The organism is Bordetella bronchialis, from assembly GCF_001676705.1.
GTDB lineage: Bacteria > Pseudomonadota > Gammaproteobacteria > Burkholderiales > Burkholderiaceae_B > Bordetella_C > Bordetella_C bronchialis.
Window position 1 is genome coordinate 272455 of sequence record NZ_CP016170.1, and the last position, 22710, is coordinate 295164.

Annotated in this window: 21 protein-coding genes; 15 read left to right on the forward strand and 6 right to left on the reverse strand. The window is 66.7% G+C overall.

The features are described from left to right. Positions 1-126: 126 nt before the first annotated feature. From BAU06_RS01260 to BAU06_RS01330, 14 genes are all read left to right on the forward strand, one after another. Positions 127-846 (forward strand): helix-turn-helix domain-containing protein, encoded by a 720-nt coding sequence (locus tag BAU06_RS01260; protein ID WP_066343286.1) that lies wholly within the window; start codon positions 127-129, stop codon positions 844-846. A 103-nt stretch (positions 847-949) separates the two neighbouring features. Further along, complete coding sequence (locus BAU06_RS01265) at positions 950-1714, forward strand: ABC transporter substrate-binding protein (RefSeq protein WP_066343289.1); 765 nt, start codon at positions 950-952, stop codon at positions 1712-1714. A 94-nt stretch (positions 1715-1808) separates the two neighbouring features. Further along, a complete protein-coding gene (locus BAU06_RS01270; protein WP_066343292.1) occupies positions 1809-2462 on the forward strand; it encodes an amino acid ABC transporter permease in 654 nt (217 codons plus the stop codon). Then, positions 2459-3190, forward strand: coding sequence for an amino acid ABC transporter ATP-binding protein (locus tag BAU06_RS01275; protein WP_066343294.1), 732 nt, complete (start codon positions 2459-2461; stop codon positions 3188-3190). The genes BAU06_RS01270 and BAU06_RS01275 overlap by 4 nt, the downstream gene beginning before the upstream one ends. A 9-nt stretch (positions 3191-3199) precedes the next feature. After that, positions 3200-4525: an NAD(P)/FAD-dependent oxidoreductase gene (locus BAU06_RS01280; protein WP_066343306.1), complete on the forward strand. Its 1326-nt coding sequence runs from the start codon at positions 3200-3202 to the stop codon at positions 4523-4525. Positions 4526-4672: 147 nt separating this feature from the next. Beyond that, complete coding sequence (locus tag BAU06_RS01285) at positions 4673-5890, forward strand: SAM-dependent methyltransferase (RefSeq protein WP_066343314.1); 1218 nt, start codon at positions 4673-4675, stop codon at positions 5888-5890. Beyond that, positions 5880-7226, forward strand: coding sequence for an FAD-binding oxidoreductase (locus BAU06_RS01290; RefSeq protein ID WP_066343316.1), 1347 nt, complete (start codon positions 5880-5882; stop codon positions 7224-7226). Before BAU06_RS01285 ends, BAU06_RS01290 begins: the two co-directional genes overlap by 11 nt. 1494 nt (positions 7227-8720) lie before the next feature. Further along, positions 8721-9560 (forward strand): ABC transporter permease, encoded by an 840-nt coding sequence (locus BAU06_RS01300; protein WP_066343324.1) that lies wholly within the window; start codon positions 8721-8723, stop codon positions 9558-9560. 4 nt (positions 9561-9564) lie between these two features. Further along, positions 9565-10644: an ABC transporter ATP-binding protein gene (locus tag BAU06_RS01305; protein WP_066343327.1), complete on the forward strand. Its 1080-nt coding sequence runs from the start codon at positions 9565-9567 to the stop codon at positions 10642-10644. 4 nt (positions 10645-10648) lie between these two features. After that, complete coding sequence (locus BAU06_RS01310) at positions 10649-11551, forward strand: ABC transporter permease (RefSeq protein WP_082993468.1); 903 nt, start codon at positions 10649-10651, stop codon at positions 11549-11551. Positions 11552-11581: 30 nt separating this feature from the next. Next, positions 11582-12829 (forward strand): metal-dependent hydrolase family protein, encoded by a 1248-nt coding sequence (locus tag BAU06_RS01315; RefSeq protein ID WP_066343330.1) that lies wholly within the window; start codon positions 11582-11584, stop codon positions 12827-12829. 2 nt (positions 12830-12831) lie between these two features. Beyond that, positions 12832-14445, forward strand: a complete 1614-nt coding sequence (locus BAU06_RS01320; RefSeq protein WP_066343337.1) for an amidohydrolase family protein — start codon at positions 12832-12834, stop codon at positions 14443-14445. Next, positions 14423-15505: a GTP-binding protein gene (locus tag BAU06_RS27350; protein ID WP_066343339.1), complete on the forward strand. Its 1083-nt coding sequence runs from the start codon at positions 14423-14425 to the stop codon at positions 15503-15505. The genes BAU06_RS01320 and BAU06_RS27350 overlap by 23 nt, the downstream gene beginning before the upstream one ends. 184 nt (positions 15506-15689) lie before the next feature. Beyond that, on the forward strand, positions 15690-16754 hold the full coding sequence (locus BAU06_RS01330; RefSeq protein ID WP_066343342.1) for an ABC transporter substrate-binding protein: 1065 nt from the start codon (positions 15690-15692) through the stop codon (positions 16752-16754). A 67-nt stretch (positions 16755-16821) separates the two neighbouring features. Here BAU06_RS01330 and BAU06_RS01335 read toward each other — a convergent pair whose 3' ends face one another. The 6 genes from BAU06_RS01335 to BAU06_RS01360 form a co-directional block, all read right to left on the reverse strand. Continuing rightward, a complete protein-coding gene (locus BAU06_RS01335; RefSeq protein ID WP_066343344.1) occupies positions 16822-17979 on the reverse strand; it encodes an acetyl-CoA acetyltransferase in 1158 nt (385 codons plus the stop codon). Beyond that, the gene (locus BAU06_RS01340) at positions 17976-18383 is read right to left on the reverse strand and encodes a Zn-ribbon domain-containing OB-fold protein (protein ID WP_066343346.1); all 408 of its coding nucleotides are present in this window, start codon (positions 18381-18383) and stop codon (positions 17976-17978) included. Before BAU06_RS01340 ends, BAU06_RS01335 begins: the two co-directional genes overlap by 4 nt. 18 nt (positions 18384-18401) lie before the next feature. Next, on the reverse strand, positions 18402-19691 hold the full coding sequence (locus BAU06_RS01345) for a CaiB/BaiF CoA transferase family protein (RefSeq protein ID WP_082987903.1): 1290 nt from the start codon (positions 19689-19691) through the stop codon (positions 18402-18404). Between the two features lie 10 nt (positions 19692-19701). Beyond that, positions 19702-20688, reverse strand: coding sequence for a Bug family tripartite tricarboxylate transporter substrate binding protein (locus BAU06_RS01350; protein WP_066343348.1), 987 nt, complete (start codon positions 20686-20688; stop codon positions 19702-19704). 101 nt (positions 20689-20789) lie between these two features. Further along, complete coding sequence (locus BAU06_RS01355) at positions 20790-21224, reverse strand: MaoC family dehydratase (protein ID WP_066343358.1); 435 nt, start codon at positions 21222-21224, stop codon at positions 20790-20792. A 10-nt stretch (positions 21225-21234) separates the two neighbouring features. Beyond that, positions 21235-21708 (reverse strand): MaoC family dehydratase, encoded by a 474-nt coding sequence (locus BAU06_RS01360; RefSeq protein ID WP_066343360.1) that lies wholly within the window; start codon positions 21706-21708, stop codon positions 21235-21237. A 189-nt stretch (positions 21709-21897) separates the two neighbouring features. On the opposite strand from BAU06_RS01360, the gene BAU06_RS01365 reads away from it, so the two are divergent. After that, the gene (locus BAU06_RS01365; protein WP_066343377.1) at positions 21898-22671 is read left to right on the forward strand and encodes an IclR family transcriptional regulator domain-containing protein; all 774 of its coding nucleotides are present in this window, start codon (positions 21898-21900) and stop codon (positions 22669-22671) included. Positions 22672-22710: the final 39 nt, after the last annotated feature.

Genomic DNA, 22710 nt, shown 5'->3' on the forward strand with positions numbered 1-22710 from the left:
TCCAAAGCCGCCACATCCGCAAGGGCCGGCAAGGCTGGGCGCCGGGCGCGGGAAGTCCCTAGGTTGCCGCGGGGAATGGCGTCCCTCTAGCATTGAAAATTACAAGAACGTGAAATTTTCATTTCCATGGTCCTGTCGATCGCCACGCGCAAACCAGCCTCCCCGCGGGACAAGCGTGCCGCGGCCAAGCCGCGCGCCGTGCGCCAGGCGCATTCGCTGGTGGATCTGTGGCTGGGCGAGCAATTGCGGCAACTGCGCAAGGAGCAGGGCCGGTCGCTGGCCGACGTGGCGGGCGCGTGCGGAATGTCGCTGGGACTGTTAAGCCAGATCGAACGGGGCCTGAGCTCGATTTCCGTGAAGACCTTGCGCGCGCTGGCGCGCGAACTGCGGGTGTCGGCCGATGCGTTGCTGCGCAACGCGGAATGCGACGACACCGCGGCCGGCGAGAACGTCGCGCGCGCCGGGTCCCACCGCATCCTGCGCCTGGACGAAAAGGGCATCGCCAAGGAAGTCGTGACGCCGCCGGCCGCGCGCACGATGGACCTGTGCCGCATCTCCATCGCGCCCGGCGGCTCGACGGGCGATGGCATGTTCGTGACCGACAAAGGCGAGCAGGTAGGCGTGGTCTTGAGCGGCCTGCTGGAACTGCGCATCGAGGACCGCGTCATGCTGCTGCGCGCCGGCGACAGCTTTTGCTATGCCAGCCGCATGCCGCGGCGCTGGCGCAATCCGGGCGATACCCGCACGGAAGTGATCTGGGCCATCAGCAATATCGCGGCTGATGCCGGCGGCGACGCCGAGGCACCGCCGCCCCGCCCGCGGGAAGGACGACGCCGGCGGGCCTAGGGCCTGTCGGCGGCCGGGCTTCCGGCAGCGTCGACAGGCCTGGCCCGCCGTTGCCGCGGTATCGACGTCACGCGATTCCACTCCACTTACAAAAGGACGACCCATGAAGCTGAGATCCATCGCCGTATCCGCGTTCGCCGCGCTGTCCCTGGCCGCCGCCGCCGTCGCCGGCGCGCAGACTGTCGTGAAGGTCGGCTCCACGCCGACGGGCAGTCCCTTCACCTTCCTGGACACCAAGACCAACACCATCGAGGGCGTGATGGTCGACATCATGAAAGCGGTGGGCAAGGATGCCGGCTTCCAGGTGCAGATCGAACCGATGGCGTTCTCGGCGCTGATCGGCTCGCTGCAGTCCAAGCGCATCGACGTGATCTCCGCCGCGATGTTCATCACGCCCGAACGCCAGAAGGTGGTGGCGTTCTCCGATCCCGTCTACACCTACGGCGAAGGCCTGATGGTGCCCAAGAGCGATGCCAAGGAGTACACCGGATTCGCCGATATGAAGGGCATGACCGTGGGCGTGCAGGTGGGTACCGCCTTCGTCAAACCCATCCAGGACAGCGGCATGTTCAAGGAAGTGAAGCTGTACGACAATCCCCCCGACATGATGCGCGACGTCAACGCGGGCCGCATCCAGGGCGGCTTCATGGACTATCCGATCGCGGCCTACACCATCAACCAGAACCCCGGCGGCGCCTTCGGCAACCTGCGCATGGTCAAGAGCTACAAGCCCGCGGTGACCGGCAGCGTGGGGATCGCCACGCGCAAGGAAGACACCGAGCTGCTTAACAAGATCAATGCCTCGCTGAAGAAGCTGAAGGCCGACGGCACCATAGACGGCATCCTGAAGAAGTGGGGCCTGAGCTGATGCCGGCAAGGCCGACAGTCGATGGACTGCATGACGGCGCCGCGGCCCGTGTACGTCGCGGCCGCGCGCGATTGCCCACGCGGGGGATAAAACGATGATGGAGTTTTTCCAGGATGCGCGGGAATACCTGCCCATCCTGTTGCAGGGTGCCAAACTGACCATCCTGGTCACGGTGGGATCGCTGGCCTTGTCGACGGTGCTGGGGCTGGTCTGGGCGCTGATGCGCGTGTCCGGCATCAAGCCGCTGGCCAAGTTCAGCGCGGGGCTGATCAATGTGCTGCGCGGCATTCCCATCATCGTGCTGCTGTTCTACATCTACTTCGTCATGCCGGACGCCGGGATTTCGCTGACGGCGGTGCAGGCGGCCATCATCGGGCTGGGCATCGCCTATTCGGCCTACCAGGCCGAGAACTTCCGCGCCGGCATCGAGGCGATCGACCGCGGACAGGTCGAGGCGGCCATGGCCATGGGCATGAGCTGGAGCCTGACGATGCGGCGCGTTGTGCTGCCCCAGGCGGTGCGCATCGTGCTGCCGCCCTACGGCAACATCATGATCATGATGCTGAAGGACTCCTCGCAGGCATCCACCATCACGGTGGCGGAGCTGGCGCTGCAAGGCAAGCTGATCGCGGTGTCCACCTTCAAGAATGCGACGGTCTTCACGCTGGTGGCGCTGATGTACCTGGTGATGTGCGTGCCGCTGATCCTGCTGGTGCGGCATCTGGAAAAAAGGAATGCCGCCAAATGATCCTGATGCGAGGCGTGCACAAGCGTTTCGGCGCGCTGGAGGTGCTCAAGGGCATCGATGCCGAAATCAGCAAGGGCGAGGTGGTGTGCGTGATCGGGCCTTCGGGGTCCGGCAAGTCCACCATCCTGCGCTGTATCAACGGACTGGAGCGCTACGACGAGGGCGAGATCTCCGTCGACGGGCAGCGGGTGGACTGCGACGCGGCGTCCATCGTGTCGATCCGTACCCAGGTCGCCATGGTGTTCCAGCGCTTCAATCTGTTCCCGCACCGCACGGCGCTGGAAAACGTCGTCGAAGGCCCGATCTACGTAAAGGGCGAGCCGCGCCGGCAGGCCCTGGAGCGCGGCCGCGAGCTGCTGGCCAGCGTGGGCCTGGCCGACAAGGAAAACGCCCATCCCCCGCAATTGTCCGGGGGCCAGCAGCAGCGCGTGGCCATCGCGCGGGCCCTGGCCATGCAGCCCAAGGCCATCCTGTTCGATGAACCGACATCGGCGCTGGACCCGGAGCTGGTGGGTGACGTGCTGGGCGTCATGCGCAAGCTGGCCGACGACGGCATGACGATGGTGGTCGTCACCCACGAAATGAGCTTCGCCCGCGAAGTGGCCGACCGCGTGCTGTTCTTCGACGGCGGCGTGGTGGTGGAGCAAGGCCCCGCGCGGGAAGTGTTGAACCATCCCATCCACCCCCGCACGCAGGATTTCCTGCGGCGCGTCCTGCATCCCATGTAAGGATTGCCCATGTCGCCCGATGTTCCGCCCGATACCGCGCTGTATAGCGGCAAAGGTCCCTTTCCGCTCTCGCCTTCCCTGTGGGCCGCCACGGCATCGCCGCCGCCGCCGACCGAGGCGCTGGCGGGACCGGTGCAGGCCGATGTGCTGGTGATAGGCGGCGGATACGCGGGGCTGAGCACGGCCCTGCACCTGGCCGAGCGCGGCATCGATGTGGTCGTGCTGGAGGCCCGCGAGATCGGCTTCGGCGGATCGGGCCGCAACGGCGGCCAGGTGATTCCCGGCCTGAAATACGACCCCGACGAACTGCTGGCCCACTATGGCGCCGAACGTGGCGAGCGGGTCATCGACTTCGCCGGCCGCACGGCGGACATCGTCTTCGACCTGATCGAACGCCATGGCATGGACGTGCCGCGCCGTCGGGCGGGATGGATACAGGGCGCGCATACCCCGCAGGCCCTGGACCTGGCGCATCGCCGGGCGGCGCAATGGGCCAGCCGGGGGGTCGACGCACGCCCGCTGGACCGGTCGCAAGTCGGCGCCTTGCTGGGAACCGACAAATACCTGGGCGGCTGGATCGACGGCCGCGCCGGCACCATACAGCCATTGAGCTATGTGCGCGGCCTGGCGCGCGCGGCCATGAACGCCGGTGCGCGCGTCCATACGGCCAGCCCCGTCACGGAGCTGAAGCGCGATGGCACGCGCTGGGTCGCCACCACGGCGTCCGGTTCCAGCGTCGCCGCCGACCGCGTGGTGATGTGCACCAATGCCTACGGCGCCGAGTTGTGGCCCGGGCTCAAGCCCACCATCATCGACGCCAACACCTTCCAGGTGGCCACCCGCCCCTTGCCGGAGGACGTGCGCGCCGCCATCCTGCCGCAAGGGCAGGTGTGTTCGGACACCCGCAACCTGCTGCTGTATTTCCGGCTCGATCACCAGGGCCGCCTGCTGATGGGCGGGCGCGGACCGTTCCGCGAGCCGCGCGGCGCGGCGGACTGGCGGCACCTGGAGCGCGTGATGGCGAAGATGTTCCCGCGCGTGGCCGGCATTCCCTTCGAATTCCGCTGGTGCGGCCGCGTCGCCATCACGCGCGACTACCTGCCGCATCTGCACGAGCCCGCGCCCGGCCTGCTGATAGACATCGGCTGCCTGGGCCGCGGTGTCGGCCTGCAGACGGCGATGGGCAAGGCGATGGCGGAATACGTCGCGACCGGCGACCGCGCCGCACTGCCGGTGCCCCCCTCGCCCATCAAGCCCTTCCCGCTTTACGGGCTGCGGCGCGTGTATGTGAACGCCGTCGTCACGTGGTACCGCCTGACGGACGGGGGTGTATAAACGCTGTAGTATTTTGTATCGAGCCGGTACATAAGCGCAAGGCCCGGATGTTGGCCCCCGGTGCGCAGGGCAGTTAGAGTTGTCAGCGGTGACCCTTACAGAACCCATTGCGGCCCCAAGGGGGCCCTTACGGTAAAGGATTTCCGGATGGCGCTGTCTCTTGCTATCAACGGTGCATTGGAAAACCTCAGCATGCTTTCGGGCATGCCCTTCGCGGTGCAACTGCCTGGCGGCGCCCGGCACGCCATGGGCAGCGGAGACCCCGCGTTCACCCTGACTTTCCACACGCGCCGGGCGCTGGCCGCGACCGCGCTACGCGGACACATGGGACTGCTGGAGGCCTACTTCGACCAGCAGGTCGATGTCGACGACCTGGGCGCCGCCTTGACCGCGGCCATGTCCGGCGGCTTCGAGAAACGCACCAACCTGATCAACCGGGCGGAGAACGGCCTGCACGAGCTGCGCCATTCCAACCGCGACCACGCACGCGCCAAGGCCAATGCCCGCTTCCATTACGGCCTGGGGACTTCGTTCTACAAGCCGTGGCTGGACGAGGCCCTGATGATGTACACCTGCGGGTATTGGGACGAACATACCCGCACGCTGGAAGAAGCCCAGCGCAACAAGGTGGAGCACGTCTGCCGCAAAATCCTGCTGTCGCCGGGCGACCGCTTCATCGACATCGGCTGCGGCTTCGGCGGGTTCATGTTCCATGCCGCCGAACGGCACCAGGCCTCTGGCGTGGGGCTGAACAACACCACGGAGCAGGTGGACTGGCTGCGCGACGAGATCGGCCGGCGCGGCCTGGCGGACCGGCTGGCGGTGCGCGAGGCGGATTTCCGCGACGTGGACGGCCAGTACGACAAGGTGGTGTCCATCGGCGTACTGGAACACGCCGGCCGCGACCAGCTGGGCGAAGTCGTGCGCGCGCATGCGGATTTCCTGAAGCCGGGCGGGCTGGGGATGCTGCACTTCATCGGCCACGTGGGCCGGTTCGAGACGGAGCTCTTCATCCGCAAGCACGTTTTTCCGGGTGGCTGGATCCCGAGCCTGGCCGAGGTCATCGTGGAGATGGAGCGCGCGGGCCTGGAGGTCGTCGATATCGAGAACCTGCGCCGCCACTATGCGCCGACGCTGGATGCCTGGGCCAGCCGCTTCGAGAGCCATTGGGAGACCATCCATGCGATCGATCCCCGCCGTTTCGACGAACGCTTCCGGCGGATATGGAGAACCTACCTGATCGGCTGCGCGGAGATGTTCCGGCTGCCCACCGGCTATACACATTTGTTCCAGATCGTATTCAGCAAGGGCAACATTACCCGCGCGAACTATCCGATGTCGCGCGCGCACCTCTATGACCGCTGACGCCTATGCGCAACGCGTCGACGCGCTGCGCGCCGCCTTGCGGCGCCAGTCCGCCGATGGCGCGCCGCTGGGACTGGCCAAGCGTACGTCGAACCTGTTCCGCGACCGCGAGGAAGGCGCCAAGCGGCGCCTGGACCTGAGCGCCTTCCATCACGTCAATGCCGTGGACGCGGCCGCCGGCACGGTGGAGGTCGAAGGCCTGGCGACCTACGAGGCCCTGGTGGACGCCACGCTGCCGCACGGCGTCATGCCGGCGGTAGTGCCGCAGCTCAAGACGATCACCGTGGGCGGCGCGGTGGCGGGGGTGGGGATCGAGGCGACCTCTTTCCGCCATGGCCTGGCGCACGACACGATGCTGTCGCTGGACGTTCTGCTGCCGGGTGGGGATATCGTGACCTGCACGCCGGACAACGCGCATCGCGATCTGTTCCATGGCTTTCCCAATTCCTACGGCACGCTGGGCTACGCCTTGCGCCTGGTGATGCGGACGTTGCCGGTGCGGCCTTATGTCAAAGTGGCGCACGTCCGTAGCGGGTCGCCCCGGGAGTTCTTCGATGCGTTGGCGATGGCCTGCGATAGCGATGCGGATTTCGTCGACGGGGTGGTGTTCGACGGCCATACCATGGTGCTGAGCACGGGGCGCTTCGTGGCGGACGCCGAATGGGTCGGCGACTATACCTACGAACATATCTACTACCGGTCCTTGCTGGAGCGGCCGGTCGATTATCTGAGTACCTATGGCTATCTTTGGCGGTGGGATACGGATTGGTTCTGGTGCTCGAAGAACCTGGGCGCGCAGCATCCGCTGCTTCGACGCCTGTACGGGCGATCGCGATTGAATTCCCGTACTTATACCCGGTTGATGCGCTTCAATTCGCGTTGGGGATTGACGCGGCGGCTGGCGCGGTGGCGGGGGCTGCATCCTGAGTCGGTGATCCAGGATGTCGATATTCCGATCGCGCATGCGGCGGGGTTTCTGGAGTTCCTGCTGCGGGAGATCGGGGTGTTGCCGATCTGGATCTGTCCGATCCGGGTGCCGGCTTCCAGTGCGGCGTTCACGCTTTATCCGGTGCGGCCGGGGGAGCTTTATGTGAACTTCGGGTTCTGGGATGTGGTGCGGAGCCGCACGCCGCGCGAGCCGGGGTATTTCAATCGGCTGATCGAGCAGGAGGTTTTGCGGTGTGGGGGGATCAAGTCGCTGTATTCGGATGTTTATCTCAGTCGGGATGGGTTCGATAAGGCGTACGGGATGGAGGCGTATGAGGCCTTGAAGGACAAGTACGATCCTGGGCGGGCGATGTTGGGGCTTTATGAGAAGTGCGTGGGGCGGAGGTAGGTGGGGTTCTTTGGGCGGGTCCGGTATGCCTGAGATGGGTGGGTGTGCTTATGCCGCTTGCATACTTGTGATCGGTGTTGTGCTTGGGTCGTTTGCGTGCTTGTGATCGGTGTTGTGCTTGCGCCGTTTGCATGCTTGCGATTCGATGCTGTGCTTGGGCCGTCCGCAGGGGGTGAAGCCTGTCGTGGCCGGCCCGCTCGGCCGGTCCGGGGCCCGGGCCCCGGACACCGCTACGCTAATCTCGTCCGGCGGGCGTTAGGCGCTCGGTTCTTTGCGTACGGCGTCCGCGCCACGCCTTCCTTCGATTCCGCTCGCTCGGCCTCGGACGGGCCGTCCCCGACAGGCTTCACCCCCTGCGTACTCCAATGTCTCTCATTCGCGGTCGCTGGGGCGGGCTGGGTGCTTGGCCTTTTTCTCGCGACCTGGGGTGGGTTGGAGCATCTTGCGGTGCCGATTTTTCCGGCCCCCCTGCGGGGCCGGAAAAAACTTACGCGGTGGCGTTTGCCTGCATGGCTCTGCGCTCTCCCCACTCCACCCGCGACGCAACGGATATGGGCTCGGTTCGTCTTGAAGCGGCATCCCATGCATGCGGAATCGCGTATGGACTTCGTGGCCGCGCTGGGCGGTCACGAAGCCCGGGCGTGCAATGCCTTCCATCGGTGGCAGGCGCATCCACGAAGCGCAAGGAAGCCGACCGTCACCATGAGACGCCCTAGCGCTCGATCGCATGATCGGTATCGCGATATCTGCGGAGCCCGCCATCATCCCGCATCCCATGCATGCGAAATCGCGTAGCCACTTCCTGGCCGCGCAGGGCGGCCAGGAAGTGGCGGGCATGCAACGCCTTTCATCGGCGCCGGACATATCCACGAAGCGCAAGAAACCCACCCGCCCCAGCGCCCGTAACTGAGAGACAGCGAAGTACGCAGGGGGTGAAGCCTGTCGGGGACGGCCCGTCCGAGGCCGAGCGAGCGGAATCGAAGGGAGGCGTGGCGCGGATGCCGTGCGCAAAGAACCCGGCGCCAAACGCCCGCCGGACGAGATTAGCGTAGCGGTGTCCGGGGCCTGGGCCCCGGACCGGCCGAGCGGGCCGGCCCCGACAGGCTTCACCCCCTGCGGACGGCCCAAGCACAGCCACCTGGCATCCGGCACCTGGCACGTGCCACGGGTCAAGTGCCACGTGTCGATCGTCGTTCACCGCCCCCGCACCCCGACGCCATCGCCCGCGTGCCCCCGGCAACCGCCGCCAGTCAGCGACGCCATCCAACCCCGCATCAACCGGGAAAACCCCAAATAATCCCCAACGGTAACACCCTGATGCACCGCGGGTACTACGCCACCGCTATTCAGGTTAACCATTATTCCAGTGAACCGGCTGGCTTCCTAAGATGCGGGTTCCACCACCGCCGCCGATGTTTTTTAGCGGGCACCTTCCCGCCACCGGCGCGACATGCACCGAGGACACGCTTCTTGGCTACGACAGCAACTTCCGCCATGGACGCGGAGCACACCGTGGTCAGGCGCCGAGGCCGCTTTCCCTGGGCCAGGTTCCTGCACCGGGCCTTCGTCGCGTTGATGTACCTGTTCATGCTTTGCCCGCTGATCGTCGTGGTGTGGCTCAGCTTTTTCAAAGACGCCATCCTGTACTTCCCGCCCTCCGGCTACACCGTGCAGTGGTACGTCAAGGCCTGGGCCAACGAAGCCTTCGCCAACGGCTTCGTTTTCAGTTTGCAGGTCGCGCTCCTGGCCGCGGTATGTGGCGTCGCCCTGGGCGTGATGGCGTCGTTGGGGATGATGCGCTACCGCTTCGCGGGCGCGTCGTGGGTCAACACCATGCTGCTGTCGCCCCTGCTCGTGCCCGGCATCGTCGCCGGCATCGCGATCTACCTGTTCTACCTGCGCGCAGAAAACTTCCTGGATCGTGACATCGTCGGGACCTATGGCGGCCTGGTCATCGCGCACGTCTGCCTGACGATACCGTGGACCGTGCGACTGGTCAGCGCCAGCATGGCCGGCCTGGATCCGTCCATCGAAGAGGCCGCCCGCAACCTGGGCGCCAGCGGGCGCGTCGCCTTCATGCGGATCACGCTGCCCATGCTGCGGCCGGCCATCGTCGCGGCCGCCCTGTTCAGCTTCATCGTCTCGTTCGAGAACCTGGAGTTATCGCTGTCGCTGGTGGGCCCCGGGCGTACCACCCTGCCCATCGCGATCATGCAATACCTGGAATTCAACCTCGACCCGACCATCGCCGCCGTCTCGTCCGTACAGATCCTGCTGCTGGGCCTGATCATGCTGGCGACCGACCGCTTCGTCAAACTCAGCCAGGTAGTGTAAGCACATGGCCAAGGTGTCCCTGGAGAACCTGCATAAGCAATTCGGCGCATCCGTCGCGGTCGCCGACTTCTCGCTGGAAATCGCCGATGGCGAACTGGTCGCCTTCCTGGGGCCCAGCGGCTGCGGCAAGACCACCACGCTGCGCATGATCGCGGGCTTCCTCGCGCCTTCGGCGGGCAGCATACGCATCGGCGGCAAGGACGTCACCGACCTCCCCGTGCACAAGCGCGATACCGGCATGGTCTTCCAGCGCTATGCCTTGTTTCCCCACATGACCGTGGCGCAGAACGTCGCCTTCGGACTCGAAATGCATAAAGTCCCCGGCGCCGAGCGCGATGCGCGCATCCGCGACGTGCTGGACATGGTGCGCATGGCCGCGCTGCGCGACCGCTATCCGCGGCAACTCTCGGGTGGGCAGCAGCAGCGGGTGGCGATCGCCCGGGCGCTGGCCATCCAGCCCAAGGTGTTCCTGCTGGACGAACCGCTGTCCAACCTGGATGCCAAGCTGCGTGTCGAAGTGCGCGAGGAAATCCGCGCGCTGCAGCAGCGGCTGGGCCTGACCACGGTGTTCGTCACGCATGACCAGGAGGAAGCCCTGGCCATGGCCGACCGCATGGCGATCATGCACGACGGCAAGGTGCAGCAGGTCGGCACGCCGGAGGCCCTGTACGAAAAGCCCGCCAATCTGTTCGTGGCGGATTTCCTGGGCAAGATGAATTTCTTCCGCGGCGGGCTGGCGGACGGCGGCGTATTCGGTACCGAGAAAGGCACGCGCATCCGCGTCCAGGGCGGGCCGGCCGGCGCGCGCCACGTGGGCGTGCGCCCCGAACGCGTGCGCCTGTCCGCCGAAGCGGGTGGCGGCAATGCGCTGCCCGGCGTGGTGGAATCCACGGTGTACCTGGGTTCGCTGCTGGAAGTGCGGGTCAGGCTGGAAAGCGGCGAAACGATCCTGAGCCAACTGCCCAACGGCGCCAATGGCGCCAACGATGCCGTGGCAAGCGACAGGCGGGGCGCGCCGACCCAGGCCGGGACACGCGTGTGGGCCTGCTTCGAGCCCGTGGACTGCGTGATGTTCGCGGAGTGACGCCATGGCCGCCACATCGTCCGTCCCGGCTGTCGCCACGCGCCCCAATGGCAGGCCGGTGCGCCTGGGCGCCGGCCTGGCCTTTCCGGCCTCGCTGGCGGTACTGCTGATCATCATGGTTCCGCTGCTGCAGCTGGTGCGCTACAGCTTCAATCATTTCGATCCCAACGAGATGATGCAGCAGGCCTTCACGGCCGAAAACTATGTGCGCTTCTTTGCCGATCCCTACTATCGCGACGTATTCCTGACCACGATAGGCGTGGCCGCCCTGTGCACCGTGCTTGCCCTGGGGCTGGGCTTTCCGGTGGCCTACTTCCTGGCGCGCACGGAAAGCCGCTACAAGAGCCTTTTCGTCATCCTGCTGGTCTTTCCCTTGATGGTCGGCAGCGTCGTGCGGGCCGCGGGCTGGATGGTGATACTGGGCAATGCCGGCATCGTCAACGCCGTCCTGAAGGGGCTGGGCCTGATCGAGCATTCCCTGCAGCTCATGTACACGCCCACGGCCGTCATCGTCGGCACCACCGCGGTGGTCATGCCCTACCTGATCCTGACCTTGCAGAGCGTGCTGGAAGGCATGGACTTCGCCGTGGAGGAAGCGGCCCGCAACCTGGGAGCAGGCTTCTTCACCACCTTCCGCCGCGTCGTCCTGCCGATTGCCGCGCCGGGGGTTGCCGCCGGAACCATGCTGGTGTTCATCCTGTGCATGAACGCCTATGCCACGCCGGTGCTGCTGGGCGGCACCGGGCTGACGATGATGGCGCCGGCGCTGTACGACCAGATCACGCGCGCGTCCAACTGGCCCTTCGGATCCGCCATGGCGCTGGTCCTGGTGTGCGCCACCCTCGTCATGGCCCTGCTGTCCAACTGGCTGATCCATCGCCGCTACGTCAGGACCATGGCGTCCTGATCCACCCTATCCGCCGTACGGAGCCCCTGTATGACCGCCATCCTGTTCAAGAACGCCAACCTGCTGGACCCGGAATCGCCCGAACTGCGCGAAGGCATGCACGTGCTGGTCGAAGACGGTGCGATCAAGGAGGTCTCGGACCGTCCCATCGTCGCGCAATCCGCGCGGCAGATCGACGTGCGAGGCCGCACGCTGATGCCGGGCCTGATCGACCTGCACGTGCACGTGATGGCGACGCAGCTGAACCTGAGCACGCAGGGCATGCTGCCCGACGCCCTGGTCATGATGCGTTCGGTGCCCATCATGGCCGCCATGCTGCGGCGCGGGTTCACCACGGTGCGCGACGCTGGCGGCGCCGGCTGGGGCTTGAAGTGCGCCGTGGAGGAAGGCACGGTGGTCGGACCGCGCCTGTTCATCTCCGGCCGCGCCATCAGCCAGACCGGCGGCCATGGCGACTCGCGTCCGCGTTCGGATCACCTGCGCCCCATGAGTTTCTGCGGCTGCTGCTTCCGCGCCGGCGATATCGGCCGCGTGGCCGATGGCGTCGACGACGTGCGCAAGGCGGTGCGCCAGGAATTGCAGATGGGCGCGGACCAGATCAAGATCATGGCGTCCGGCGGGGTGGCGTCCCCGACCGATCCGATCGCGTCCTTCGGTTACTCGGAAGACGAGATCCGCGCCATCGTCGCGGAGGCCCGCGGCCGGCAAACCTATGTGCTGGCGCACGCCTATACCGCGGAAGCGATCAGCCGCGCCGTCAAATGCGGCGTGCGCACCATCGAGCACGGCAACCTGATCGACGACGACGCGGCCGCGGTAATGGCCACGCACGGCGCCTTTGTGGTGCCCACGCTGGTGACCTACGAGGCCCTGGCCAACGAAGGCGCGGAATACGGCCTGCCGCCCGACAGCGTGGCCAAGATCGCCACCGTGCGCACGGCGGGGCTGAAGTCGCTGGAGATCTACAAGCGCGCCGGCGTAAAGATGGGCTATGGCTCGGACCTGCTGGGACCGTCGCAGCGCCTGCAGAGCGATGAATTCCGCCTGCGCGCGCAGGTGCTGAGCCCGCACGAAGTCATCCAGAGCGCCACCAGTATCGCGGCGGAGGTCCTGAACATGCGGGACCGTCTGGGCCGCATCGTGCCCGGCGCGATCGCGGACGTCCTGGTGGTGGACGGCAACCCCTACAAGGATGTGTCCTGCCTGCTGGGCCAGGGCGACCATATCCCGCTGGTAATGAAGGACGGCAAGATCTTCCACGACGCACTGGAGGCCTGACCATGGCCATCGATAATCCCTATGCGAATGTGGACGTCGGCGAGGAATCGCGCGCATTGAACGCCGCCAAGGGCTGGCACCCGCCCTCCGCGGCCACGCATCGCGACCGCGGCGAGGGGCCGTTCAATCGCCTGGTGCTGCGCGGCGCGACCGTGATCGACGGTACCGGCGCGCCGCCCTGGGGACCCGTGGATATCGTGGTGGAGAACGACCGGATCGCCGCTCTGGTCCTGGTGGGCACGCCGCACAAGCCCATCCACCCCGACCGCCGTCCGGCCGCGGGCGACCGCGAGCTGGACTGCCACGGCAAGTTCGTGACGCCCGGTTTCGTGGACTCGCACGCGCACATCGGTACGCCTTACCACACCATGAGCGGCGTGGCGCCGCCGGCCGACTACATCTACAAGCTGTGGCTGGCGCATGGCGTGACCACCGTTCGCGAAATGGGTTCGATGAACGGCCTGGGCTGGAACCTGGACCAGAAAGAAAAGTCCGAACACAACGAGATCGCGGCGCCGCGCATCCTGGCGCACGTGGTCTTTCCCGCGGTGAACGATCGCGTCAAGACCATCCACACGCCGGAACAGGGACGGGAATGGGTGCGCAGGATCAAGGCGCGCGGCGCGGACGGCATCAAGTTTTTCGGCGCGCCGCCCGCCATCATGCAGGCGGCGCTGGACGAGGCCCGCAAGGTAGGCCTGCGGTCCGGCTGCCACCACGCGCAGATGGCGGTCACGCGCGTGAACGCCCTGAAATCGGCGCAATGGGGGCTGACAAGCTCCGAACACTATTACGGCCTGCCCGAGGCCCTGTTCGAGAACCGTGTCGTGCAGGATTTCCCCACGGACTACAACTACGGCGACGAATATTTCCGCTTCGCGCTGGCCGGGCAGACCTTCATGCAGGCGGCGCAGCCCGGCAGCGCCAAGTGGCGCGAGGTGATGGACCGTTTCCTGGAGCTGGACCACACCTTCGTGCCCACCTTCAACATCTACGACGCCAACCGCGACCTGATGCGGGCACGCCGCGCCGATTGGCACGACGACTACACCTGGAACGCCATCTGGAAGTACTTCCAGCCCCAGCGTGGCGGGCATGGCGCCTATTGGTACCGCTGGAGCACCACCAACGAGATCGAGTGGAAGCAGAACTACCGCCTGTGGATGCAGTTCATCAACGAGTACAAGAACCTGGGCGGGCGGGTCTGCGCGGGCAGCGACTCGGGTTTCATCTTCCAGATCTACGGCTTCGGTTTCGTGCGCGAACTGGAATTGCTGCAGGAGGCCGGCTTCCATCCGCTGGAAGTCTTGCGCGCCGCCACGTCGCTGGGCGCGGACCTGCTGGGCGTGGGCGAGGACACGGGATCGGTGGACGTGGGCAAGCGCGCGGACCTGCTGGTGCATGACCAGAACCCGCTGGAAGACTTCAAGCTGCTATACGGCACCGGCGCCATGCGCCTGAACGACGACAGCGGCAAGGTGGAATGGAAACGCTCGTTGCGCTACACCGTGAAGGGCGGCGTGGTGTTCGACACCGAACAGCTGCTTGCCGACGTGCGGGAGCTGGTCAAGGGCAGCTGGGAAGGAGACCCCGATGGACCGCCCCACGCCCGTTGAACTGATCGTCCTGTGCGGCTTCCTGGGCAGTGGCAAGACCAGCCTGCTGGTCGATTTCCTGCGCGCGGAGGACGCCGGCGATACCGCTGTAATCGTCAATGAGGCCGGCGAAATCGGCGTCGATGGCGCCATCGTGGCCGATGGCGGCAGCGGCGTGCCCATGACCTTGCTGGCCAACGGTTGCGTCTGCTGCTCCCTGCGTAGCGGCCTGGTCGATACGGTGCACGCGCTGCTGAATGCGCCGCGCCCCGATGGCAGGCCGCTTGCCCGGATCATCCTGGAAACCAGCGGCTTGTCGCGCCCGGGGCCTATCATCGCGTCCCTGGCGGACCCCGAGCTTGTGGGACGTGGTTTGCGGCTGTGCGTGGTGACGACCTACGACTGCGCGCGCGGCCCGCTGGGCGACGAGCAGTTCGAGGAAGCCGCGGCCCAGTTCGCCGCCGCCCAGCGGATCGTGCTGACCAAGACCGATCTGGCGTCGCCCGGCGAAGCGTCGCCCGGCGAAACGTCGCCCGGCGAAACGTCGCCCGGCGTAGCGTCGCCCGGCGAAGACGGCGTGCTGGGCCTGCATGCGGCGCGCGCCAGGGCCTTGAATCCGCTGGCGGAGATTGTCGCCGAAACCGACCGCGCGCTGGCCGTGGCGCGGGCGTTCGCGCCCTTGGCGGCGGCCGCGGCCACGGATATGGCGTTGGCCGCGTTGAACGCGGCAGGCGCCGCCGCCATCGCGGGGCGGGACGCCCTTATCGATCATCCGCGGATACGCGTATGGCGCGGCACGGTGCGCCAGCCCGTCGCATGGTCGGCTTTTTCAACGTGGCTCGACGACCTGGCGGGCCTGTGCGGGGACCGCCTGTTGCGGTTGAAAGCCTTGCTGCGGGTAAGCGATTGCCCCGAGCCGGTGCTGGTACAGAGCGTGGGCACGACCTTCGGCATGCCGCGCCGCATGGCGACCGTGTCGCCGGACCAGGATGTATTGATCGTCATCACGCGTGACCTGGATGGCCATGCCATGCGGGACCTGCCTGCCGATGCGCCCGTCTCGTTGCAGGCGCTGGCATGATGGCGCATCCCGCCGCGCCGGCGGCAACAGGGCCGGCACGCCTTGCGGGGCCGCGCCGCCGCGGTTCGCACGGCTCATGCGGGGCGCTGTACTTCCGGCCAGACCGGCAACGGCCTCGCGCGCCTGTTTCTGCTGATTTATCGCTGTCCTTGTCGTCAATTCATTTTCTGGATGGGGGTCGTTCATGAACCACGAGAACCCGCGGCGTCGCCGCTTTTTGAGAACCGCCGGCGGACTGGCGCTGGCGCCCGCGCTGCCGCTGCTGCCTGGCATGGCCCGGGCGGCCGGCAAGGAAGTGATCGTCGGAACCTGGGGCGGCGATTACCAGAACCTGCTGCAGCAATACATCTCGCCTTTGGTGGCCAAGCAGGACATCAACGTGGTCTTCGACACCGGCAACGCGGTGCCGCGCCTGACCAAGCTGCGGTCCGAACGCAATTCCCGCCGCGGCAGCATGGACGTCGCGCTGCTGGGCGAGGTCGACATGTACGACGGCTCGCGGTCCGGCGCCCTGTCGCCCATCCAGGAACACCAGTCCGCCCTGCCCAATCTGGCGAACGTATACGACCAGTTCAAGACGCCGTACTCCATTCCGCATATCTTCAGCGCGATGACGCTGGTCTACAACACGCAGCAGTTCTCATCGCCGCCGGATTCGGTGCAGATCATGCTGGACCCCAAGTACAAGGGCCGCGTCGGGTTCTCCGACATCCTCTATCTGTACAACGGCCTGTTCCTGGGCGCCGGCCAGAGCGGCGGCCGCTTCGAAAGTTTCGAGCCCGGCAAGAAATTCCTGGAGCAACTGGCCAAGAACAAGCCGCGCGTCTATCCCTCCAATGAAGCGGTGGCGACGGCCTTCAAGTCCGGCGAGATCTGGATGGCCTGCATGTGGAAGGCGCGCGCGCTGCAATGGCGCGACGCCGGCCTGCCGCTGGCGTTCACCATTCCGAAGGAAGGCACGATACCGGTAACTTTCGAAGGCGCCGTTCCCAAAAACGCCCGCAATCCGGACGCGGCCTGGACGTATATGAACGCGCTGCTGGAGCCGGAGGGACAGGTCCACTTCGCGCGAGCCATGGGCTATGCGCCCACCGTGCGTAACGCGCCGCTGCCCCCGGACCTGCAGCAGCGCGTCGGCTTTACCGACGCAGAGCTGAAGCGCATCTATCCGTACGAGCTGGAAAAGCTGGTGGCCACCAAGGCCGAGTTCCTGGACTACTGGACCAAGTCGTTCAAGGGCGCGCTGTAGCCGCCTTGCCCATGGGCGGCGCGGCGGGCGGCGAAAGGCCCGCGCATTCGCGCGGGGCCGGACCGATTCAAAGCACCGCCGCGCTGCCCAGGATCACCGTGCTCTGGCTCGACAGCGTTCCGCCATTGCCATGCGCCAATGCGGTCTGGCAGCCGGCGATCTGCCGCTCGCCGCAATCGCCGCGCAGCTGGCGCACCGCCTCGATCAGGGCAAAGATGCCATACATGCCGGGATGGCAGTAGGACAGGCCGCCGCCGCTGGTATTCACCGGCATTTCCCCACCGGGCGCGATGCGGCCGTTTTCCACATAGCGTCCGCCCTCGCCCTTGGGGCAGAAGCCCAGGTCTTCCAGGAATAGCAGCGTGGTGATGGTGAAGGCGTCGTACAGCTGCGCCACGTCCATGTCGCCGGGCGCCAGGCCCGCCATGCGGTAGGCCAGGGCGCCGGATTGCGCGGCCGCGGTGGCGGTCAGGTCGGGCATCGCGGAAATCGAGTAGTGGCTGATGGCCTCGCCCACGCCGAGCATATAGGCCGGCGGGCGGCGCAGGTCGCGGGCGCGTGCGGCGCTTGTCACGATCAGCGCCCCGCCCCCGTCCGTGACCAGGCAGCAGTCGCGCAGCGTCAGCGGCTCGCTGATCATGGGCGATGCCAGCACCTCATCGACCGTCAAGGGCTTTTTCTCCCACGCCGCGGGATTGCGCAAGGCCCACTGCCGCGCCGCCACGGCGATTTCCGCCAGTTGCCGCCGCGTGGTGCCGTATTCATGCATGTGGCGGGAGGCCGCCAGCGCATAGGAGCTGGCCGTGTACAGCGGGCGGTAGGGCGTTTCGTGCGGATTGAGGTCGGGCGCGGCGACATTGGCGCGGCCCATGCTGCGCTGGGTGCTGCCGTAGGCGATCAGCGCGACTTCGCACAGGCCGGCTTCGATGGCGGCCTGCGCGCGTCCGACCATCGTCATGAACGAGGCGCCGCCCATATTGGTGGCGTCGTGATAGCGCGGCTGGATGCCCAGGTATTCGCATAGCGCCAGGGTGGGCATGCGGCTTTGCGATGTGGTGGCGAATACGGCGTCCACGTCGCGCAGGGACAGCCCGCAGTCGTCGAGCGCGCGCGCCGTGGCCTGCGCCATGAGGTCGATGGGACCCAGGCCCGGCGCGACCTTGCCCAGGTCGGATTCGGCGGCGCCGACGATGGCCACGCTGCCGCGTCGCAATGGCTGGTTCATGCTGCCTCCGGCGAGTCCAATGAGTCTTGCAGGTCGAACACGGGATAGGGTTCGCCGCCGTCCGGGGGAGAAAAGGCGCGCACGCGCACCCGCATGCCGATGGCCGGCGCCGGCGTGGCTTGGGCGGCGTCGCCTTCCACCCGGCTCATCAGGCGAAAGCCTTCGTCCATATCGACCAGCACCACGTTGTAGGCGTCCTGGTCGCGCGGATGCACGATGGTCACGGCGTGGATGGTGCCCAGGCCGGCGCTGATGCGCCATTCGAGTTGCGCGGCGCCGGTGCCGGAGCCGGGGCCCAGCACGCGCGGCGGAAACACCGCGCGGGCCGTGGCCGGGTCATATTGGTAGGCGAGCCGGCCCGCCGCCAGATGGCCGCGATAGATGGCCAATGGTGATTCATGCATGGTCCGCACTGCTCCGTTTCAAACGATGCGCCGCTCGCGCAGTTCGGCGATCTGCTGAGCGGTATAGCCGAGCAAGGTGCTCAGCACCGCTTCGGTGTTGTCGCCCAGCCGTGGCGGCGGCAGGTCATAGCGCGGCGGCGTATCGCGCAGCCGCAGCGGGCTGGCGATGGTCGAAACCACGCCGTCGATGTCGGCGGCCGGCGGACGCGGGATGTCGACCCGCAGGCCGCGGTGTATCACCTGCGGATCCTGGAATACCTGTTCGTAGTCATTGATGCGGCCGCAAGGTACGCCATGGGCTTCCAGGCGTTGCAGCCACTCGCTCGCGGTCCGGTCCAGCATGGTGCGCGCCAGCGCGGGCACCAGCGTGTCGCGGCCCTGGATGCGGCCGGTGACCTTGCGCCAGCGCGGGTCGGCGGCCAGGTCGGGCCGGTCGATGGCCGCGCAATAGCGCTGCCATTGATCGTCGTTGCCCACCGCCACCACGATCTCGCCGTCGGCCACGGCGAACACCTGGTAGGGCACCAGGCTGGCATGCGCGTTGCCGTAGCGGCGCGGCGCCTTGCCGGTGGCGAAGTAGCCGGTGACCTGGTTGCCGCCCAGCGCGACGATGCAGTCCAGCAAGGCCATGTCGATGTACTGGCCCAGTCCCGATACGTCGCGATGGTTGAGCGCGGCCAGGATGGCGATGGTGGCGTACATGCCGGTGATGACGTCGGCGATGGCGATGCCGGCTTTCTGCGGGCCGCCGCCGGGCAGGTCGTCGCGTTCGCCGGTAATGCTCATCAGGCCGCCGATGGCCTGGAAGACGAAGTCGTAGCCCGGCTTGCTGGCGCTGGGTCCGTCCTGGCCGTAGCCGGTGATGGAGCAATACACCAGGCGCGGATTGATGGCGCGCAGGCTGTCGTAATCCAGGCCGTAGCGCTTCAGGTCGCCGATCTTGTAGTTCTCGATGACCACGTCGCTCTGGGCCGCCAGGTCGCGCGCGATGCGCTGGCCTTCCGGCGTGGAGATATCCAGCGTCAGCGATTTCTTGCCGCGGTTGGCCGCCGCGTAGTACGTGGAGTCGCGCGTGTCCTGGCCGGCGCCGTCGCGGATCCACGGCGGTCCCCAGCCGCGCGTATCGTCGCCGGTGCCGGGGCGCTCGACCTTGATGACGTCCGCGCCCAGATCGGCCAGGTTCTGCGTGCACCAGGGGCCGGCCAGGATGCGCGACAGGTCCAGTACGCGGATGTGGGACAGGGCCTTCCTGGCCTGCGGGCCCGCGGGGGCCTGGCCGCCCGCGGGGATGTTGCTCGTTGCCGTCATACCGCTGTCCCTACTGGATGGTGATGTGGGCGTCGTTGATGACCTTGGCCCACTTGTCCATTTCGGCGCCGACGAAGCGGGCGAATTCCGGCTGCGTCATCGTGCCAGGCACCGCGCCCTGCTGCGCGAACTGTTCCTTGACCGCCGGCGTGTTCAAGGCCGCCAGGACGTCATGCGACAGCTTGGCGGTCAGCTTCGGGTCCATATTGCCGGGTGCGTACAGGCCGAACCATGCGGTCGCTTCGAAGCCCTTGATGCCGGCCTCGTCCAGCGTCGGGACGTCGGGCAGCGCGGCGGAGCGCGTCAGCGACGTGACGCCCAGCGCGCGCAGCTTGCCGGCCTTGATGTGCTGCAGTACGCCGGGAACCGAGTCGAACATCACGGGAATCTGCCCGCCCAGCAGGTCGTTCAGCGCCGGCGCCGCGCCCTTGTAGGGGATATGGACCATGCTGACGCCCGTCATGGACTTGAACAGTTCGCCCGACAGATGGTTGGCGCCGCCCGTGCCGGCCGAGCCGAAATTGACTTTGCCCGGATTGGCCCTGGCGTAGGCGACCAGGTCCGCCGCGGTGTCGATCCGGTTGCGTTCGGCGAATTCCGTGTTGACGACCAGCACGTTGGGGACGGCCGCCACCTGCGCGATGGGCGTGAAGTCGGTCTTGCTGTCGTAGCGCAGGTTCTTGTACAGCGCGGGGTTGATGACGTGATGCGTGGCGGTGACCATCAGGGTGTAGCCGTCGGCCGGCGTGCGGGCCAACTGCTCGGAAAAGATGGTGCCGCTGGCGCCGGGCTTGTTTTCGATGACCACGGGCTGTTTCCATTCCGCGCCCAGCGCGTTGCCCAGCATGCGCGCCAGGATGTCGGTCGTGCCGCCCGGCGGGAAGGGCACGACGATGCGTACCGCGCGATCGGGGAAAGTCTGCGCGGCGGCCGGCAGTGGCCCCACGCACAGGGCGCCCAGGAACAGGGCGGCCGCGTTGCGCAACCATGTCTTCATTTTTTGTCTCCTCGTTGGTCCTCTGCTTGCACGCCGTGCAGGGCGTGCTCGTGGGCACGTCGCACACGCGATGCAAGCGGTGCAAGTGGTGCGGGCTGTGTTCAGTGGGGGAATTCCACCATGGCTTCGCCCACGGCCACGGTTTCGCCGCGCTGGTTCAGCACCTGCACGTCCAGCGTCGCCCAGCGGCTTTTTTCGGTCTTGCGGGTGGCGGTCACCACGCCGTGCGGCGTGATGGTGTCGCCGGGCTTGACGGGCGCCTTCCAGCGCGTTTCCAGCCGGCGTTGCACGCCGCCGTGTTCGTACAGCCAGTCGGTCAGCATGCGCGTGATGACGCCGAAGTTGTTCATGCCGTGCATGATGATGCCGCCGAAATTGGTCTTGCCGAAGTTGCCCTGCATGTAGTTATCGTCCCAATGCAGCGGGTTGTAGTCCAGCGAGGCCTCGCAGAAGGCGCGGATGGACTCGCGCGTGGGCGTGAAGGGCTGGCCCTCGATCTTGTGGCCGGGCGCGAGCGTGTCGAATGCTTGTGTCATCGTTGTCTCCTTACATGGGGCGGATCGTCCAGCCACGGCCGGAGCAGATCACTTCGTTGTTCTGGTTGAAGAAGACGTTGTCGTGCACGACGAACAGGCGGTCCTTGCGGATGAACTTGTCCAGGGCGCGGGCGTCCAGCCGGATGACGTCGCCCGGCCGCGCCGGCTTGTTGTAGCTCCAGGACTGGCCGGCGTTGACGGTGCCGGGGCTGCGCATCCAGTCGTCGGTGGGCGTGCAGGCGAACATCAGCAGGATGTGGATGGCGGGCGGCGCGATCAGGCCTTTGTAGGGCGACTTCTTGGCGTAGTCTTCGTCGAAGTACAGGGGGTGCATGTCGCCCACGACCCTGCAGTACTTCTGGATGGCTTCCAGCGTCAGCGTGTAGGGGATGGTTTTGCGGGGCTCGCCGGGGACGATGTCATCCCAGATCTTCCGCGCCGCGGCGTCTTTCCAGAAATCTGTCTCGAATGTGGTTTGTGTCATGGCCTTTCCAGGGCGGGTGTTGGGAGGGGCCGCACGTCCGGACGTCGGCCGCCGCACGGACTTGCGCGATGCGGTCGAGCTGCTTATAATGACCGCTAAGCGGACATATCCATCCGCTATACGGTCATTGTGGGCAGTCGGGGCACGGGTGTCAAGCACACGCGTGCCCGTTCGCACGCTGGAGCATCCATGGCAACGCCGGAAAGCGAATCCTTTGTCCGCACCTTCGCGCGCGGGCTCAGGATCATCGAAACAATGGGGCAGGGAGACGCGCGCCAGACGCTGGCCGACGTCGCGGCGGCGGTGGAGCTGCCGCGCACGGCTGTGCGGCGTTTCCTGATGACGCTGATCGAACTGTCCTTCGTGAAGACGGACGGCAAGCACTATTGGCTGACGCCCAAGGTGCTGCGGCTGGGCCTGTCGTATCTGTACACGCTGCCGTTCTGGCGGCAGTCGCAGCTGGCGCTGGAAGAACTGGGCGCGCGCATCGGGCAATCCTGCGCCGTGTCGGTACTGGACGAGGAAGACATCGTCTACGTGCAGCGCCTGCACACCAAGCGCATCCTGTCCATGAGCCCCTCGCTGGGCAGCCGGCTGCCCGCCCATGCCGTGTCGATGGGGCGGGTGCTGCTATCCGGGCTGGAGGACGACGCGCTGGAGGCTTATCTGCAAAGCGCCAGGCTGAAGAAGCTGACCACGGTCACCGTGGTCGACCGCGATCGCCTGCGCGAGGCCATCCTGCAGGCCCGCGAGCGCGGCTACGCCTGGGTGGACGGCGAGCTGGACGATTCCATCGCCGGCATGGCCGTGCCCGTGCGCGACCAGGACGGCACCATCGTCGCCGCCATCAACGTCAGCCTGCCGGCCGGCGCCTACCAGGAAGACACCGCCGTGGCGGAATTCCTGCAGCCGCTGCGCCAGACCGCATCGCAGCTGCGGTCGACGATGGTGGGATTGCGGTAGCCGTTGCGCAGGGGCGCCGCCGCGTGCTGCCCATGCCCG